Raw genomic sequence first — 15,211 nt, 5'->3', positions numbered from 1 at the left:
AGGGGAGGAGACAAGACGAAGCCCGTGCGTGAGCAGGCTCCGTGCTTTTGCCCCCTCCCTTGCGCGCGCAGCGCGGAGGGGAGGGTTGGGGTGGGGTCGTCTCTCGCAACGGAGTCGCCATGACATGCATCGAATCCTGATCGCCCTGCTCCTGATCGCCCCGGCCACGCTGGCGGACAGCTTGCCTCACGTTGCCAAGATCTACGGCCGCATCCAATTCGTCAGCTCGTTCCCGGACTACAAGGTGAAGATCGTCGACAGCTTCGCCGACCTGCATGTGCAGGTGGTCGAGAGCTTCCCGGACAAGCCCGGGCGCTGGCAGATGGTCGAGTCGTTCCCGGACTACAAGATCCAGATCGTCGAGTCCTTTCCCGACTTCACCATCAAGTACGTCGAGAGTTTTCCCGGCCCGCAATAGCACGCCCGCACCCGACCAAAGTCCAGTGCCTTGTGCGTTTGCACATGGCTGCAATCGGGGCTTCGCAGTCGAAGCCTTCGCCTGCGACGGTCTGGGGAGGGATTGCAATGCATGGACAATGGCTGGTTCGAATGGGCGCGGCGTTCGCGCTGTTGGGTTCCGCTGATGCTTTGGCGCTGACCTGCGGCACCAACAATGGCTGGACCTGCCAGGGCACGGCGACGCAATACGCCGGCGGCTTCAGTCCTGGCGTTGGCTACGGCGGATTTGGCGGCGCCAGCAGCTGCACCGCAACCCGGACACCGGTGGTCTTTCTGCACGGCAATGGCGACAGCGCGATCAGCTGGGACATGCCGCCGGCCAATGTCAGCGGTTACGCCACCGCACCGAACTCGGTCTATGACGAGTTCAAGGCTGCTGGCTACAAGGACTGCGAGCTGTTCGGCGTGAGCTATCTCAGCAGCAGCGAGAACGCAGCGCCGCAGTACAACTACCACCAGCCGGCGAAGTACACGATCCTCAACACCTTCATCGACAAGGTGCTGGCACATACCGGTGCGGCCAAGGTCGATATCGTCGCGCACTCGCTCGGTGCGACGATGGCGATGGCCGCACTCGAGTCGGCTTCGAAGTGGAGCAAAGTGCGCCGCTTCGTCAACATCTCCGGTGGTCTGCGCGGCATCTACAGCTGCCTGTACACCGGCGCCGCAAATGTCTACGCGACCACCTGCGGCTCCGAGAATTGGTACAACGGCGACATCTTCGGCTTCTACCCGGGCGGCTATTCGGCGTACTACTACAACCTGTGGACGGGATCGGGTATCGGCTCACTGCGCGCCATGCCTGCGGCCCACAGCGCGGTGGCCTTCTACACGATCGCAGCCGGCGCCTACGATCAGGTCGGCTGTTCCTCGTACACGTACTGGTCGGGCTGCAACCTGATGAGCAAGTTCAACAGCGCGAGCAACGTCAAGGCACAGCTGATGGTGGGCGCCGGATCGACCGCGGGCTCGGTCGACTGGAACTGGCAGGACGGAAGCCCGTACCAGACCGGCGGCGGTGATCTGTCGAATGGCGTCGGACATTTCCGCGCCAAGACCAACACCGGCAAGATCATCCAGCGCATGCTCTCGACCACCTGTACCACCGGTTGCGCCAGCGGCTATGTCGGCGTGTACGGTCCGGCGGTGGTGTACTGAGCTACTGGTTGCGCCGGCGACATCAGCGCTTCGACAGCGAGCGCTTGCGCTGGGCCGGTGCCTGGGCGAGGCGTTCAAGAATGGCGGTGGCGTGAAAGACGCGTCCCCACTTCTTCTCGGCGGCGGGCACGCGCAGGATGCCGAGCCCGACCAGATTGTTGATCGCCCCCGTTGCCGCCGGAATCGACACGGCCAGTCCTTCTGCGACCTGCTTGACTGAAACGACCGGATGTCCGATCAGGAACGCAGGCAGTCGGCGCGTCGCGGAATCCGAACGGAACTTGCCGAGCAAGGTCTTCCATTCCGCCTGGAGGGTCGAGAGATCATTGGCGATCGAGATGCAGTCATCGCTGGCCTCGACGATTGCCCTTGCAAGCAGGCTCACCCAAGGGTCCCAGTCGCCGCGTAGTTGCACGTCGGCCAGTGCGCGGTAGTAGGTGTTTCGGTGCCGCAACAGCGGCCCGGACACGTACAGCGGTGGCAAGCCATGCGCGGCAAGCATCAAGGGCAATAGCAGTCGACCGACACGGCCATTGCCATCCATATACGGGTGGATGGTTTCGAACTGGGCATGCGCAATCGCCAGTTGCGGCACCAGCGTGAGCACGCCGTATTCGTCTTCGCGCGGGGCGTACTGGAGGATGCTCCGCTCCATCTCGGCCATGCAGGCCGCGACGCGCTCTGGCGGAGAGGGCACGAACGCGGCGTCCTCAATGCGGCCGGCGCCAATCCAGACCTGTTGGGTTCGATAGCGGCCACGCGGGAAGCCGGTGGGTGCGTCTTGCATGAGGATGGCGTGGAGTTCATCGATCAGCCCGATCGTGAGCGCGTTGCGACCCCCTCGCTCGGCAATTGCGTCCAAACCGTGCTGGAGCGCGTGGACATAGCGCTCGGTGATCTTGACGTCGGCTGGCAATCCATCGAGCCCCAGCGTGGCTTCATAGGTCAACAGTTGCGGCAGGTCGGCGTGGGTGCCTTCGATCTGGGAGCTCTGCACCGCTTCCCGCCGGGCCAGCGTGCGGGTCAGGAGCCCGGCATTCGGCATACCTGCAAGGACGCCTTCCAGACGACCCAGCGCGTGGTTTGCGGTTGCGATCGCGAGGTCGAAGCGTGCGGCACGCGGCAGGGCGCGCGGCGTCGGCGGCGCGATCAGTGCATGGACGTGGGGGTAGTCCTTGCACCGGACCAGGTAAGGCTGCCGATCGGGTGCGATCTGGTCCTTGCGCATGCGGCTACGCCCTCGACGACCGTCGGCGCAGTATTGCAAAGCCGGCGTCGCTTTTAAAGGATATGGCGATTTACCTGAAAAATGCGGCGCGCTTTGCAAGGATCGGGTTGATCGTCCCGGGCATTACTTGCGCGAGTGGTAATCACCCTCGACCACCCACTTGTAGCTGGTGAGTTCTTCCAGGCCCATCGGGCCGCGAGCGTGGATGCGTTGGGTCGATACCGCGACTTCGGCGCCGAGGCCGAGCTGGCCGCCGTCGGTGAAGCGCGTGCTGGCGTTCCAGTACACGGCAGCGGAGTCGACACGTTCGAGGAAGTCGCGGGCGCGCGCGGCGTCCTCGGTCAGGATGCCGTCGGAGTGTCCGCTGGAGTGCACGTCGATGTGCGCGATCGCGGCCTCCATGTCGTCCACGATCCCGATGCCGAGCGTGAGCGACAGCCACTCTGTGTCGAAGTCCTGCGGGCCGGCCCGTTGTACGCGAATGCCGTTCGCGAGCTCGGGCTCCAGGATTGCGAACGCGTCGGCGTCGACGCGGAACTGCACGCCGTCTGCGGCCAGCGTGCGTACCAGCTCCGGCAGCACTCGTTCCGCGACGGCGCGGTGCACGAGCACGGTATCCAGCGCGTTGCACACGGTCGGGCGTTGCACCTTGGCATTGCGAATCACCGCGATCACGCGATCGAGGTCGGCACGGTCGTCGATGTACAGATGGCAGATGCCGATGCCGCCGGTGATCACCGGCATGCGCGCATGCTCGCGGCAGAAGGCATGCAGGGACGCGCCGCCGCGCGGGATGATCAGATCGATGCAGGCGTCGAGCTGGAGCAGTTCGAGCACATGCGTGCGATCGCTGGAGGGCACCAGCGCCAGCGCGTCGGCGGGCAGGCCGGCGGTGGTGAGCGCGGTACGCACGCACTCGGCGAGCACGCGGTTGCTGCGCAGCGATTCCTTGCCGCCGCGCAGGACCGCGGCATTGCCGCTCTTGATCGCCAGCGCGGCGACGTCGATGGTGACGTTGGGGCGCGATTCGTAGACCACGCCGAGCACGCCGATCGGCACGCGACGGCGATGCAGTTTCAGGCCATTCGGCAACACCCGCTGGTCGACGCGCACGGCCAGCGGGTCGGGCAGGTCGAGCAGGCTGCGCACGTCGCTCGCAAGCGCCGCGACGCGTGGTGCATCGAGACGTAGCCGATCGAGCATCGCGACATCGAGGCCTGCGTCGGCTGCGGCGGCAAGATCTTGCGCATTGGCGGCGGCGATGGCGGCGGTGTGTGCGATCAGCGTATCCGCCAGCGCCGCCAGGGTCGCATTGCGCTGCGCATGCGTGCTGCGCTTCAGTGTCTTCCAGGCGCCGCGCGTGGCGGCGGCGAGGGCGTGCAGGTTGAAGTCGCTCACCACATCACCAGGTCGTCGCGGTGGATGAACTCGGGCCCGAAGTCGTAGCCGAGGATGGCGGCGACATCGGTCGATCGCTTGCCGGCGATGCGGCGCAGTTCGCCGGCGCTGTAGTTGGCGATGCCGCGCGCCAGCATGCGGCCTTCGGCATCGTGCACGGCGACGGTGTCGCCGCGATCGAAGTCGCCGTCGATGGCACAGACGCCGACGCCGAGCAGGCTCTTGCCGTTGCGCAGAGCGTCGATTGCGCCGGCATCGACGCGCACGCCGACGCCATCGCGCAGGCCGCTCAGGATGTAGCGACTGCGCGCGTCGCGCGGCGCGGCGACGGCAACGAAGCGCGTGCCGATCGGCTTGCCGGCGACGATCTCAGCCAGGCGCGCGGGCTCGCGACCGTCGGCGATGACCACCTCGGCGCCGCTGCGACGCGCGATCTCGGCGGCCTTGAGCTTGGTCAGCATGCCGCCAGTGCCGAGCGTGCCGGCGCTACCGCCGGCGGCGGCCCAGACCGTTTCGGGAATCTCGGTCTCTTCGATGCGCGCGATCAATCTTGCATCGGCATGGGTGCGCGGGTTGGCGTCGAACAGCCCAGCCTGGTCGGTCATCAGCAGCAGCAGGCGCGCATCGACCAGCGAGGCGACCAGCGCCGAGAGCTGGTCGTTGTCGCCGACGCGAATTTCCTCGGTGGCAACGGTGTCGTTCTCGTTCACGATCGGCAGCACACCGGCGCCGAGCATCGCCTCGAAGGTGTTGCGCGCGTTGAGGTAGCGGCGGCGATCGTCAAGGTCGGCGCGGGTCAGCAGTACCTGCGCCACGGTGATGCCGTAGTGGCCGAACAATTCGCCATAGAGCGCCATCAGTCGCGGCTGGCCGACCGCGGCGAGCATCTGCTTGGCGGCGACTTCGCTCTCGCTGCGTGCCAGCCGCAACACGCCGCGACCGGCGGCCACCGCGCCCGAGCTGACCACCACCACCTGGTGGCCGGCTGCGCGCAGTGATTGCAATGCCCGCGCGTAGTCGATCAGACGCGGCGCATCGAGCACGCCGTCGCGGGTGACCGTGGAAGATCCGAGCTTGAGGACAAGGCGCATGGGCAAGTTCGCGGGGAAGCCCGAGCGTAGGGTGCGAGTCGTGGAGGAGGCAACCGGTGCCGGAGTGATCGATGACTGGGCCCGGCTGCGAGTAGGTGAAAGCCGGGGCGGCATTGCGCTGCGATGCGCCGCCCGGCGACCGACCCCAACCCGCAAGGAATCCCGATCATGAAGACCAAGCTCACCCTCACCCTCGCCGCCCTCGCCGCTGTGCTCGGGACCTTGACGGTGTCGTATCCGGCACTGGCCGCGACCTACTCCGTGACCCGCTGCGACGGCGGCCTGTGCACGGAACTGCGCTGCGACGACTTCGGCTGCGTGGTCGTGCGCCGCTGGCGCGAGTTCACCATCGAGAACTGAGGCTCCGACCGCCGCGTCCCCGCGCGCAACGCGCAGCGGGGACGTCGTCGCGGCTGGCATCTGCCGCCGGCGTCGTCTATACCGTCGTCCGGGTGCCGTTCATGGCGAAAGGTGGACAGGGATGATGCGGATCGCGGCGTGGCTGGTGGTCTCGTTGTGCATGCTGTTGGCGGCTTGTGCCGGATCGCGGCCGACTGCCGCGGAGGCAACGCCAGCCGCGCCGACGCCGATCCGCACGCCGCAGGCGCTGCAGCGTCACCTTGCGCAGGAGCTGGGCCACGGCTCGCCGCTCGATGCATTTCCGGTCGGCGCGCGCACCCGCTTCCTGCGCAGCCTGAGTTTCGGGCGCGGTGGCGTCGCCGGTTTCGACGTTGCCGATCTGGAGGAGTCGCTGAGCACCGAGCAGGCCGCAGCCGTGCTCGGTCTGTTCGGGCTCGACGATTACCTCGCCGCGCTCCAACCGTTGCCGCAGCCGCGACCGGCGCGCAACTTCGAGACGCCGTTCGAGCGCCGCTACCTGACGTTCCACGAGGCCATCGACGGCCAGCCGCAGGCGGCAACGCAGGCGCTCGCCGACCTGCTCGAACGCGAATCGGCTGCGACCGTGGCGCTTCGCCTCGACACCTGCGAACGCCTGCTGCTGTTGCGCGCGCTGCTGGTTGCCCTGCGCCAGGAATCCACGCCAGCGCGCGCCACCGAGGTCATCGCGGCGCTGGATCTGCTCGACCGCGAGCAGGCGGCGCAACCGCGCCAGATCCAGCGCGTTTACCAGGCACTGATTTCGGCGCGCGACTTCGATGCCGCCGCGCGCCTGCGGCAGCGCTTCCCCAGTCGCGGCCTGGAGCCGTTGCCCGCGCGTGACTTCGAAGACACGCTGGATCCGCTGCCGGAATCGGTGCTGGAGGTCTCTGCGGATGCGCTGCAGATGTCGCGGCGGCGCATCGACCTCGACCAGGGCCTGCGCATCGTGGTCGTGGCCGGCTGCCACTTCGCGCGCGATGCGGCGCGTGCGATCGCCACTGATCCGGCACTCGACCGCCTGTTCCGCCGTCACGGTGTCTGGCTGGCATCGCAGTCCGAATCGTTCACTGCCGTCGCCGACTGGAATCGCGAGTTTCCGACGCAGCCGATGCACATCGCCTGGCGCGACCGCGACTGGCCGCGCGTGCGCAGTTGGGCGATGCCGGCGTTTCATGTATTCCGCGACGGACAACTGGTCGCGCAGTGGAACGGCTGGCCCGCCGACAGCGGCATGGCCACGCTGCGCGAGCAGTTGCGTGCGGCGGGCGTGGGCGGATTGCCGTGAGAAAGGCCGGATTTGGCCATCGCGATGGCTGAGTCGGAGACGACACTGCACTTCCCTTGCAGCCCCGAGAGTCTTGCCATGAATATCGCCCGCCCCATATCGATGCTTGTCCTATTCGTCGCTGCCTTGTTCGCCGTGGCCTTGCCTGCAGCCGCGCGCAAGCCCTGCGAGGAGCTGCAGGCCGAGATCGATGCGAAGATCAAGGCCAACGGCGTCGTCGCGTTCACGCTGACGGTGATCGATGCTGCTGCGGAAACCGGGACCGAGGGCAAGGTCGTCGGCAGTTGCGACGGCGGCGCCAAGCGCATCGTCTATCGGCGCGGCGCGGCGGGCACGGCCGAAGTCGCGGCAACGCCGGCCGGCTGAGCGCCGCGCGCGCACGGTTCCGATAGCATCGCCGCATCTCCCTTCGAGGTTCGGCGATGGCGCGGGTGCTGATCGCGATACCGAATGACGATTTCGATCCGACCGAAACCGCGGTGCCGTGGAAGGTGTTGCGCGCCGCGAAGCACGAGGTTGTGTTCGCCACCCAGGACGGCCTGCCCGGCGAGTGCGACTACCGCCTGATCACCGGCAAGGGCTTCGGCCTGCTCAAGCCCTTGTTGATGGCGAATCGAGACGGCTGCTTCGCCTATGCGGCGATGGCGCAGAGTGCCGAGTTCCGCAATCCGATCGAGTGGAAGACCGCGCTGCGCCAGGACTTCGACGGTCTGCTGCTGCCCGGTGGGCATGCCATCGGCGTACTGCCCTATCTGGAGTTGCAGGACCTGCAGCAGAAGACCGCCGAGATGTTCGCGGCCAACAAGCCGGTCGCGGCGATCTGCCACGGCGTGCTGGTCGCGGCGCGCGCGCTCGGGCCGGACGGCGAGTCGCTGCTGTATCAGCGACGCACCACGGCGCTGCCGAAGTCGATGGAACTCTCGGCCTGGGCGGCGACGTGTCTGTGGCTCGGCGACTACTACCGCACCTACCCGAAGACCGTCGAGGACGAAGTCACCGATGTGCTGGCGCAGGTGACCCAGTTCGACGCTGGTCCGCGCAGCCTGCGTCGCGATTCGGCGAGCGACCTCTCGCCCGGTTTCATCGTGCGTGATCGCAACTGGCTCTCCGCGCGCTGGCCCGGCGACGCGCATCGCTTCGCGCACGAGTTCGTGGCGATGCTGGGTGAACGGCGCGGTCACTAGCGCTGCGATATCTTCCGCACACCCTTCGCTGCCGGAGTGCGTCCATGCGGGTTCGTTGGTGTTTCGCGCTGTGCATGCTGCTGGGCGCGACGGCGCCTGCCGCCGAGGACTTCGCCGACAAGTTCTGGGCGCAGCAGAACAAGGAGGCGCTGCGTGACCTGGAGCGCGGCAAGCCGGTGCAGCAGATCAAGGCCGCGAGTCGGCTCGGCGCCAAGTTCGCGGCGCAGACGGCGCCGGTCCTGATCCGTCACCTCGGCGCGAGCGAGAGCCCGATCCGTCTGGCGGCCGCCGAGGTCCTGTGGGAGTTGGGGGCGGACGAGCCGGGGGCCTTCGCATCGGCGCAGCCGGCCTTGCGCAGCGCGCTCGACGATGCCGATGCCGCGGTGGCGATGAATGCCGCTGGTGCGCTGGCGGCGATGGGCATTGCCGAGGGCGAGCTGGCCGCCGCGCGACGGCGAGTGCTGGCGGCTGGCGCGCGCGACTACGTCGGCTTTCTCGCGGCGCGCGGTTTGGTCGGGATCGATCCGGCACCGCGGTTGCTGCCGTACCTGCTCGGTTATTTCCTCGATGCGGTCGAGGCGAAGGCGCGCGACAGCTCCATCGACAACGTCGAATTGGCCGAGAAGGCATTGGCCAAGCTGGTCGCCACCGGCGATCGCGCCCTGATCGATCCGCTGTTGCAGTCGCTGCCATCGTCGCCGCCGGCGACGCCGTACCTGCTGCGGCAGTTGCACACCTTTGATCCGCGTCCCCCGGGTTGGACCGACGTGCTCCTGCGCAACGCCGACAGCCCCTATCCGGACATTCGCGATCGCGCCTGGAGTTTGCTTGGCGATCAGCGCGATGCCGCCTCGCTGGAGCGTTGGGCGCCGAAGGCTGCACGCCTGCTCGCCGATCCGGCGCAGCGCAAGATCGGGCTGCGCGCGCTCGCCGACGCCGCCGGGCGCAGCACGCATGGACTGCCCGAGCTGGCCGCGCTGGCCGCCGATGCGGCGGGTGACGAAGCCGAGCGCGTGCGCGCCATCGAGGTGCTGGGAGACGCCGCCGATGGCTCCGATCGCGAAGGCCACGCCGCGGTGCACGCGGCGGCGCGCCCACACTGGGAGCGCATGTGCGCGCCGATCCTGAGTGCGCATGCCATCGACGCGTATTTCCGCGCTTGCCACGACGATGCCCGCGACGTCATCGCCCTGGAGGCCGAACGCGCGCGCCTGATCGGTACCTGGCTGGGCGCGAACCGGGAGGTCGAAGCCAAGATCATGCTGCTTGGTGATCTGGAGTCGATGTGGAACCGCGCCGCGCCGGCCGCGAACGCGGTGCGCGCCGAACGCCAGCACGCCGACGCGCGCGTGGTGCAGGCGGCGGAGGCGGCGTTGAATCGCATCGAACCGGCCTGGCGCGAGCGTGATGCACGCGGCGGCGGCACGGCTCCGTCTGCGAAGGCGCCGACAGCGCGGATGCCGGAGGCGGGAACCGCCAAGGGTGCCGACGGCGTGGCCCTGTACACCGCGATCGCCAAAGGCGATGTCGCCGCGGTGAAGAAGCTGGTTCACGCCGGCAACGTGCATGCGCCGGTGCGCCACGCGCAGATGCAGGGCACGCCGCCGACGCCGATCATGATCGCGCTCGGTTACTGCGGCATCCCGCAGGCGGCACAGGGGTTGCCCGCCATCGTCAGCTACCTGCTCGGCCTCGGTGCCGATCCGGACGTGACCACGCCCACCGGTGATCGCCTGCTCGACCAGGCCAAGTACAGCTGCACGCCCGAGATCATGACCCTGCTTGGCGGACGAGGCGGGGCATGAGCGACGGGTCCATCGAATCGCAGGCAGAGCGCCAGCGGGAACGCGACGCCTGGTCGAGTCCCTGGTATCCGGCGCTGTGCTTCCTCGTCGCGATGCCGATCGAGATCTGGTGCTGGTGGAAGGCACCGTTCATGCAGCTCGGGTGGCAGGTCGTGCTGGGACTGACGATCGTGATCGCGGCTGTGCCCTGGATCGGCAGCCGACAGCACCGTGCCGATTCGGAAACCCTGCGCCGGCATCCGGCGCGCTTCGGGTTCCTGCTGCCGGCGTTGCTGCTGCATGCCGGCATGGCAGCGTTGTACGGGCCTTATTGGAATGCGGGCAGGGAAGCGGGCGATGGCAGCATCACCATCAACCGCCTGCTCGGCGCGCTGCTTGATCGCCAGGCGATGGCGACGATGCTGGTCGAGGCCGCAGCCCGACCGGACGACCGCAGCCTGGAAATCGGATTCCTGCTGCGGCTCGGCGCCGATGCCAACGCCGCCGACGCGCGCGGGCGCCATCCACTCGACGTGGTCGCCGACGGCACCTCGCTGGATCGACTGCTCGACACCGGCGCCGTGCGCCACTCGGCGGCGATCGGGCGCACCCTGATCGTGCTGGCGCGCGAGGGCGATACCGCGCGGCTCGTGCGCCTGCTCGCGCTCGGCGTCGATGCGGACGCTACCGACCCCGACGGCGACGCCGGCTACACCGCCGCGCACGAGGCGGCCTACTCCGGTCACGCCGAAACCCTGCGCGCACTGCTCGCCGCCGGTGCCGACCCGGACCGCCGCGATGCCCACGGCAAGACCGTCACCGACCGCGCCGGCGACGACCCGGACCTGCTCGCCGTGCTCGCCGAGTTCGATCGCCGGCTGCCCGTCCCTGCTTCGGGGGCGGCGGCGGTGGAGTGAGCCTCCATGCTGCCGCAGTGGCGCTGTCAGTGCGCCACCTGCGCGAGTGCGCGCTCGACGGCGGAGAGTGCATTTTGGGCGATGGCGCGGAAGTCGTCGCTGAAGCGCTCCTGCGCATCGATGACCTGCTGCCAGTAAGCGCGGGCGAGTGCTGCGGCCGCCAGCCAGTCACGGGTCTCGTGCGGCAGCGGAAAAGGTGGACGCCAGTCGTTGTCGGGCGGCAGTACTTCGCCGGTGGCGGCAGGGCGCCATCGCATCGGCAGCATGTCGTAGACCGGTGCCAGCGACAGCGGGCGAGTGTCGTCTAGATTGAGGGATACGTTGCCGAGGTGCATGTCGGTATTGCCGATCAACGCGCCAAACCAGCCGAGGCGCGCCAGCCGCGTAGCGTCTTCGGCGGCCAGCCAGCCATCGTTTCGAAGTTGCGCCGCGAACTGCCACCAGGGCAGTGCGCCATGTCCGTAGAACGCAGCATCGAGCGCGGCAAGCGGGACCATGCCGATGCGACCGAGCGTCGGCGTGCGATCGAAGCGCGTCGATTCCAGGAAGACGCGGTTGTCCGCGGTCAGGATCCGGGTCGGGGCGGCGGCTACCTCGGCGGCGGCGAGCGTCTCGGCCGCGAGCCGCTCGCCCTGCAGCAGATCGGCCCAGCGACGCGCACCAGGCGTGGTCAGGCGTTCGCTGAACTTGACGATCACTGGTCGCCAGCTGCCATCCACTTCGGCCAGAGTTGCGGTGAACTTGGGCTGCTCGCCGGCGGCGGAGGAACCGAACGGCTCACCGCGCAACGCCGCCTCTGCCAGTCTCGGATAGTGTTGCTCGCGTTCCTCCGCAAGGATCGCATTCGGCGGTGACGAGCGTTCGTCGAGCGCGCGGCGCAGCGACGGCTCGCCGAGGATCAAGTCACCGGGTGCATCGTGGCCATACTGCAGAAGCGCCAGGGCGATGTCGTCGTCGCCCCAGAGGTTCAGGTCTGCGGGTGACCCGAGCAAAGGTGCGACGCGATGTGCGAACGCACGCCCGAGGAAACCTTGCGGTCTCTGGCCATCGAGGAACCAGGGCCAGCCCGGGTACAGGCCGTCGCGAAACTCGGCGTTCGCAAACACCGGACCCAGGCGCGCGCCTTCCGCCGACAACCACCAGTCGCCGCGCGCCAGTGCGTGCAAGCGGCCGAGTGGATGCGGGCGGCCCATCGGATCCAATCGATACAGCGGCCAGTTTCGGCCGACGCGACCCAGCGAATGCGTAGCTGCGTAGCGCGTGGCGCGGGCCTTGCCAATCCGCACCACACCGTCGCCGGCCTCGCGGACCATTCGCGACAGCGTGGCCTGGCTTACGCCCAGGGCCGACTGCAGCGTGGCCGCCGGCACGGGCTGTGTCTGGCCGGGTCGGGTCAGGAAATCGACCAATGGGTTGAATGAGGCGGCATTCATGAATGGATTCGTGAATGGATAATGACGCTAGCATACTATAAAGATCATATGCTTATGGCGTATAGCCGACGTTGGAGTGAAACGATTCGTGAGTCGATTATGGAGGTCGGCCGAAGCGTCTGCGCTGAACCGCGGAGGCGGGGCCCCGAATGAAGCGCGCTCCGCTTACTCAAACCCATCCGCGTACAGCAACCCCTCGGCGCCGTACTCGTAGGCGCCGCGATCGGTGTGCCGAGGCGCGGGTAGTTGCGCTGGTCGACGGCGGGGACGAGTGCGCCGCCCACGCCGCCGTTGCGGGCGGCGCTGGCGGCAGGGATGGCGTGGGTCGGGGTCGGGCCGCCGTTTGCGGCGAGTGCTGCGAGCAGCGGATCGGCGAACTGCGCGCTCGCGGTCATCGGCACCTCGGCACCGCCGCCGTCCGGCCGTTGCTGCGGCCACTGCTGGTTGCCACCGCCATCGAAGGCCGCGGCATTGTTCATGCCCCAACTGACCCAGCGGTTGCCGCCACTGTTGTTGGCCAGGATCACATTGGTCAGTCGCAGCCGGTTCGGCGTGCCGATGGCGATGCCGCCGGCGAAGGCAGCGGTGGCGACGTTGTTGGCGATGGTGCTGTTGACGATGTCGATGTCGGCGTTCGTGCTCAGCGCCATCGCGGCGCCCAGCCCGGTGCGCGCGATGTTGCCGCTGAAGGTGCTGTTGCGGATCAGGCCGGGCGCATTGCCGGCGACGAACAGACCGCCGTAGCCATTGGCCTCGTTGTCGATGAAGGCGCTGCGCTCGATCGCCCACGGCCCGTCCTGCAGGTAAGCGCCGCCGCTGTGCTGGCCGGCGGGGTTGAGCTGGCGGTTGTGGCGGAACAGCACGTCTTCGAAGCGGGTGCGGCTGCTCTGGTCGTACATCACGCTGAAGAAGCCGGCACCAAAGGCGTTCGAGGTGTTGTCGATGAAGCGCGTGCGGCACACGTCGACCGTGCGGTTGGCGCCGTCGACGCCGAGCGCTCCCGCATTGCCGCCATTTCCGGGGTTGCCGCCGCTGCCGATCGCCTGGTTGGCGAGGAAGTCGCTGTCGACCACGTTGACCGCGAGCGAGCCGAGCGAATAGACCGCACCGCCGTTGCTGCCGCGGTTGTTCTCGAATACGCAGTCGCCGATGTCGATGCGTTCCAGCAGTTCGCCGTAGAACGCGCCGCCGCCGTCGTCCTGAGGCGTGCCGTCGAGCGCGGCGAGGTTGTTGCTGAAGCGGCAGTGCGAGAGCTTCAGGCTCACCTTGTGCGGATACTCGCCGCCGTGCGGCTTGTAGATCGCGGCGCCAACACCGTCGCTGACGCTGGCGTCGGCGAACGCGAGGTGCTGCAGCGTCACCGTGAAATGCGGTGCGTTCTGCGCCGGGTTCGGGTTGTTGATGGTCAGGATGCGGCGCACGCCGCCGCCTGAGAGCGTGACCACGTCCGCGCCGTCGAGTACCACCGCGCGCGTCGCGTTCAAGGTCGAACCCAGCACGATCGTGGTGGGTGCCGCGCCGACGTTGAAGCGCCAGACGCCGCCGGCATCGAGCGCAGCCTGGATCTGCGCGGTGCTGACGCTGCCCGGCGTGCCGTTGCCGAGCAGGTTCGCCGCAGCGGTCGATTCGGGCGCGACCGCGCCGCAGAAACTCTGCGCCCGCGCCAGGCCGGAGAGCGCGATGAGGACGAGGACCACGAGCCGTCTGGAGTGCATGGCGCATAGCGTGACGCGATCGCGGAGCCTTGTCTTGCGATGACCATCACGCGCCGGTGGTCCGAGCCGTTGCCGATGCGGGACGGTCACGGTCCGGCGGGTTTGCCCGGTTCCGGCTGCGGGCGGACAATGCCGTTCTCCCCCGGAGCACGACCATGGCCAGCCTCGACGCCCTTCCCACCAGCGCCGCGCAGTTGCGGCGACTGTGCGTGACCTACGCGCAGCCGAAGTTCGGACGCGCGCTGTGGCAATTGCTGAACACGTTGCCGCTGTTCTTCGCGCTGTGGGCGCTGATGGCCTACGGCTTCCTGCACGGCTGGCATTACGCCTGGATCCTGCTGCTGTCGCTGCCGACCGCGGGTCTGTACGTGCGCATGTTCATTGTCCAGCACGACTGCGGCCATGGCTCCTTCTTCAAGTCGGCGCGGGCCAACGACATCGTCGGCGGCGTGCTCGGCCTGATCACGCTGTTTCCCTATGGCTACTGGAAGAAGACGCACCATATTCATCACGGCAGCTCCGGCAATCTCGATCGCCGCGGCGTCGGCGACATGAACACGCTGACCGTTGCCGAGTACCTGGCCTTGTCCTGGCGCGGTCGCTTCGCCTACCGCTTCTACCGCAACACCCTGGTGCTGCTGCTGATCGGCCCGGTCTACCAGTTCCTGCTCAAGCACCGCTTCCCGTTCGACCTGCCGTTTTCCGCGAAGCGCGAATGGGCCAGCGTGTGGACCAACAACGCATTGCTGCTGCTCGCTGGCGGCGCGTTGTGCTGGCTGGTCGGTTGGCAGACGGTGCTCGCCGTGCATCTGCCGGTGGTGCTGCTGGCGGGCGCCGGTGGCGTCTGGCTGTTCTACGTGCAGCACAACTTCGAGCACGGTTATTGGGTACGCAAGGACGAGTGGGACGCAACGCGCGCCGCGATCGCCGGTTCGTCGTATTTCGACCTGCCGCGGCTGCTGCACTGGTTCACCGGAAACATCGGCTACCACCACATCCACCACCTGGCCAGCCAGATCCCGAACTACCGCCTGCGCGAAGCCTTCGAGTCGAGCCCGCTGCTGCAACTGTCGCCGCGCCTCACGCTGTGGTCCAGCCTGAAGTGCGCGCGCCTGAAACTCTGGGACGAAGACCTGCGGCGCATGGTCGGTTTCCCGAAGCGCGTGCGCGGGTGAGTC

14 protein-coding genes are annotated in these 15,211 nt (G+C 67.9%); 9 read left to right on the top strand and 5 right to left on the bottom strand.

Features of this window, described 5'->3' with window-relative positions; all coding sequences use genetic code 11:
* The first annotated feature begins 124 nt into the window (after positions 1-124).
* Together IPG63_02260 and IPG63_02255 are read left to right on the top strand one after the other, a co-directional pair.
* Entirely contained in the window at positions 125-418 is a 294-nt protein-coding gene (locus tag IPG63_02260; GenBank protein MBK6726076.1) for a hypothetical protein, read from the top strand.
* 131 nt (positions 419-549) lie between these two features.
* Positions 550-1,617: a lipase gene (locus IPG63_02255; GenBank protein ID MBK6726075.1), complete on the top strand. Its 1,068-nt coding sequence runs from the start codon at positions 550-552 to the stop codon at positions 1,615-1,617.
* A 22-nt stretch (positions 1,618-1,639) separates the two neighbouring features.
* On the opposite strand, the gene IPG63_02250 is transcribed toward IPG63_02255, so the two are convergent.
* The 3 genes from IPG63_02250 to proB are packed head-to-tail and all read right to left on the bottom strand — an operon-like array spanning position 1,640 to position 5,448.
* Positions 1,640-2,944: a Fic family protein gene (locus IPG63_02250; GenBank protein MBK6726074.1), complete on the bottom strand. Its 1,305-nt coding sequence runs from the start codon at positions 2,942-2,944 to the stop codon at positions 1,640-1,642.
* A 24-nt stretch (positions 2,945-2,968) separates the two neighbouring features.
* The gene (locus tag IPG63_02245; GenBank protein MBK6726073.1) at positions 2,969-4,228 is read right to left on the bottom strand and encodes a glutamate-5-semialdehyde dehydrogenase; all 1,260 of its coding nucleotides are present in this window, start codon (positions 4,226-4,228) and stop codon (positions 2,969-2,971) included.
* Positions 4,229-4,239: 11 nt separating this feature from the next.
* Positions 4,240-5,448: a glutamate 5-kinase gene (gene proB / locus IPG63_02240; protein MBK6726072.1), complete on the bottom strand. Its 1,209-nt coding sequence runs from the start codon at positions 5,446-5,448 to the stop codon at positions 4,240-4,242.
* Positions 5,449-5,502: 54 nt separating this feature from the next.
* On the opposite strand from proB, the gene IPG63_02235 reads away from it, so the two are divergent.
* From IPG63_02235 to IPG63_02210, 6 genes are all read left to right on the top strand, one after another.
* Positions 5,503-5,694 carry a hypothetical protein gene (locus IPG63_02235; GenBank protein MBK6726071.1) on the top strand — a complete coding sequence of 64 codons (192 nt, stop codon included), beginning with the start codon at positions 5,503-5,505 and terminating at the stop codon, positions 5,692-5,694.
* Between the two features lie 121 nt (positions 5,695-5,815).
* The gene (locus IPG63_02230; GenBank protein ID MBK6726070.1) at positions 5,816-7,000 is read left to right on the top strand and encodes a hypothetical protein; all 1,185 of its coding nucleotides are present in this window, start codon (positions 5,816-5,818) and stop codon (positions 6,998-7,000) included.
* 96 nt (positions 7,001-7,096) lie between these two features.
* On the top strand, positions 7,097-7,366 hold the full coding sequence (locus IPG63_02225; protein MBK6726069.1) for a DUF1161 domain-containing protein: 270 nt from the start codon (positions 7,097-7,099) through the stop codon (positions 7,364-7,366).
* Between the two features lie 56 nt (positions 7,367-7,422).
* Entirely contained in the window at positions 7,423-8,184 is a 762-nt protein-coding gene (locus IPG63_02220) for a DJ-1/PfpI family protein (GenBank protein MBK6726068.1), read from the top strand.
* Between the two features lie 44 nt (positions 8,185-8,228).
* On the top strand, positions 8,229-9,989 hold the full coding sequence (locus IPG63_02215; protein MBK6726067.1) for a hypothetical protein: 1,761 nt from the start codon (positions 8,229-8,231) through the stop codon (positions 9,987-9,989).
* A gap of 398 nt (positions 9,990-10,387) precedes the next feature.
* Complete coding sequence (locus IPG63_02210; GenBank protein ID MBK6726066.1) at positions 10,388-10,885, top strand: ankyrin repeat domain-containing protein; 498 nt, start codon at positions 10,388-10,390, stop codon at positions 10,883-10,885.
* 26 nt (positions 10,886-10,911) lie between these two features.
* On the opposite strand, the gene yjjJ is transcribed toward IPG63_02210, so the two are convergent.
* Together yjjJ and IPG63_02200 are read right to left on the bottom strand one after the other, a co-directional pair.
* Positions 10,912-12,318, bottom strand: coding sequence for a type II toxin-antitoxin system HipA family toxin YjjJ (gene yjjJ, locus IPG63_02205; protein MBK6726065.1), 1,407 nt, complete (start codon positions 12,316-12,318; stop codon positions 10,912-10,914).
* A gap of 44 nt (positions 12,319-12,362) precedes the next feature.
* Positions 12,363-14,015 carry a right-handed parallel beta-helix repeat-containing protein gene (locus tag IPG63_02200; GenBank protein MBK6726064.1) on the bottom strand — a complete coding sequence of 551 codons (1,653 nt, stop codon included), beginning with the start codon at positions 14,013-14,015 and terminating at the stop codon, positions 12,363-12,365.
* 173 nt (positions 14,016-14,188) lie between these two features.
* On the opposite strand from IPG63_02200, the gene IPG63_02195 reads away from it, so the two are divergent.
* The gene (locus IPG63_02195; protein ID MBK6726063.1) at positions 14,189-15,208 is read left to right on the top strand and encodes a fatty acid desaturase; all 1,020 of its coding nucleotides are present in this window, start codon (positions 14,189-14,191) and stop codon (positions 15,206-15,208) included.
* Positions 15,209-15,211: the final 3 nt, after the last annotated feature.

The sequence above is a fragment of the Lysobacterales bacterium genome, from assembly GCA_016703225.1.
Classification (GTDB): Bacteria; Pseudomonadota; Gammaproteobacteria; order Xanthomonadales; family Ahniellaceae; genus JADKHK01.
Note: the sequence above shows the minus strand (reverse complement) of the source record. Positions and strands in the feature narration are given on the sequence as shown.

What these genes read in the sequence shown, in the direction of transcription:
- IPG63_02255 (MBK6726075.1), top strand. Translation starts at nt 550, where the DNA reads ATGGGCGCGGCGTTCGCGCTGTTGGGTTCCGCTGATGCTTTGGCGCTG.
- IPG63_02230 (MBK6726070.1), top strand. Translation starts at nt 5,816, where the DNA reads ATGATGCGGATCGCGGCGTGGCTGGTGGTCTCGTTGTGCATGCTGTTG.
- IPG63_02195 (MBK6726063.1), top strand. Translation starts at nt 14,189, where the DNA reads ATGGCCAGCCTCGACGCCCTTCCCACCAGCGCCGCGCAGTTGCGGCGA.
- IPG63_02210 (MBK6726066.1), top strand. Translation starts at nt 10,388, where the DNA reads ATGCTGGTCGAGGCCGCAGCCCGACCGGACGACCGCAGCCTGGAAATC.
- yjjJ (MBK6726065.1), bottom strand. Translation starts at nt 12,318, where the DNA reads ATGAATGCCGCCTCATTCAACCCATTGGTCGATTTCCTGACCCGACCC.
- IPG63_02235 (MBK6726071.1), top strand. Translation starts at nt 5,503, where the DNA reads ATGAAGACCAAGCTCACCCTCACCCTCGCCGCCCTCGCCGCTGTGCTC.
- IPG63_02260 (MBK6726076.1), top strand. Translation starts at nt 125, where the DNA reads ATGCATCGAATCCTGATCGCCCTGCTCCTGATCGCCCCGGCCACGCTG.
- proB (MBK6726072.1), bottom strand. Translation starts at nt 5,448, where the DNA reads ATGCCGCCCCGGCTTTCACCTACTCGCAGCCGGGCCCAGTCATCGATC.
- IPG63_02220 (MBK6726068.1), top strand. Translation starts at nt 7,423, where the DNA reads ATGGCGCGGGTGCTGATCGCGATACCGAATGACGATTTCGATCCGACC.
- IPG63_02215 (MBK6726067.1), top strand. Translation starts at nt 8,229, where the DNA reads ATGCGGGTTCGTTGGTGTTTCGCGCTGTGCATGCTGCTGGGCGCGACG.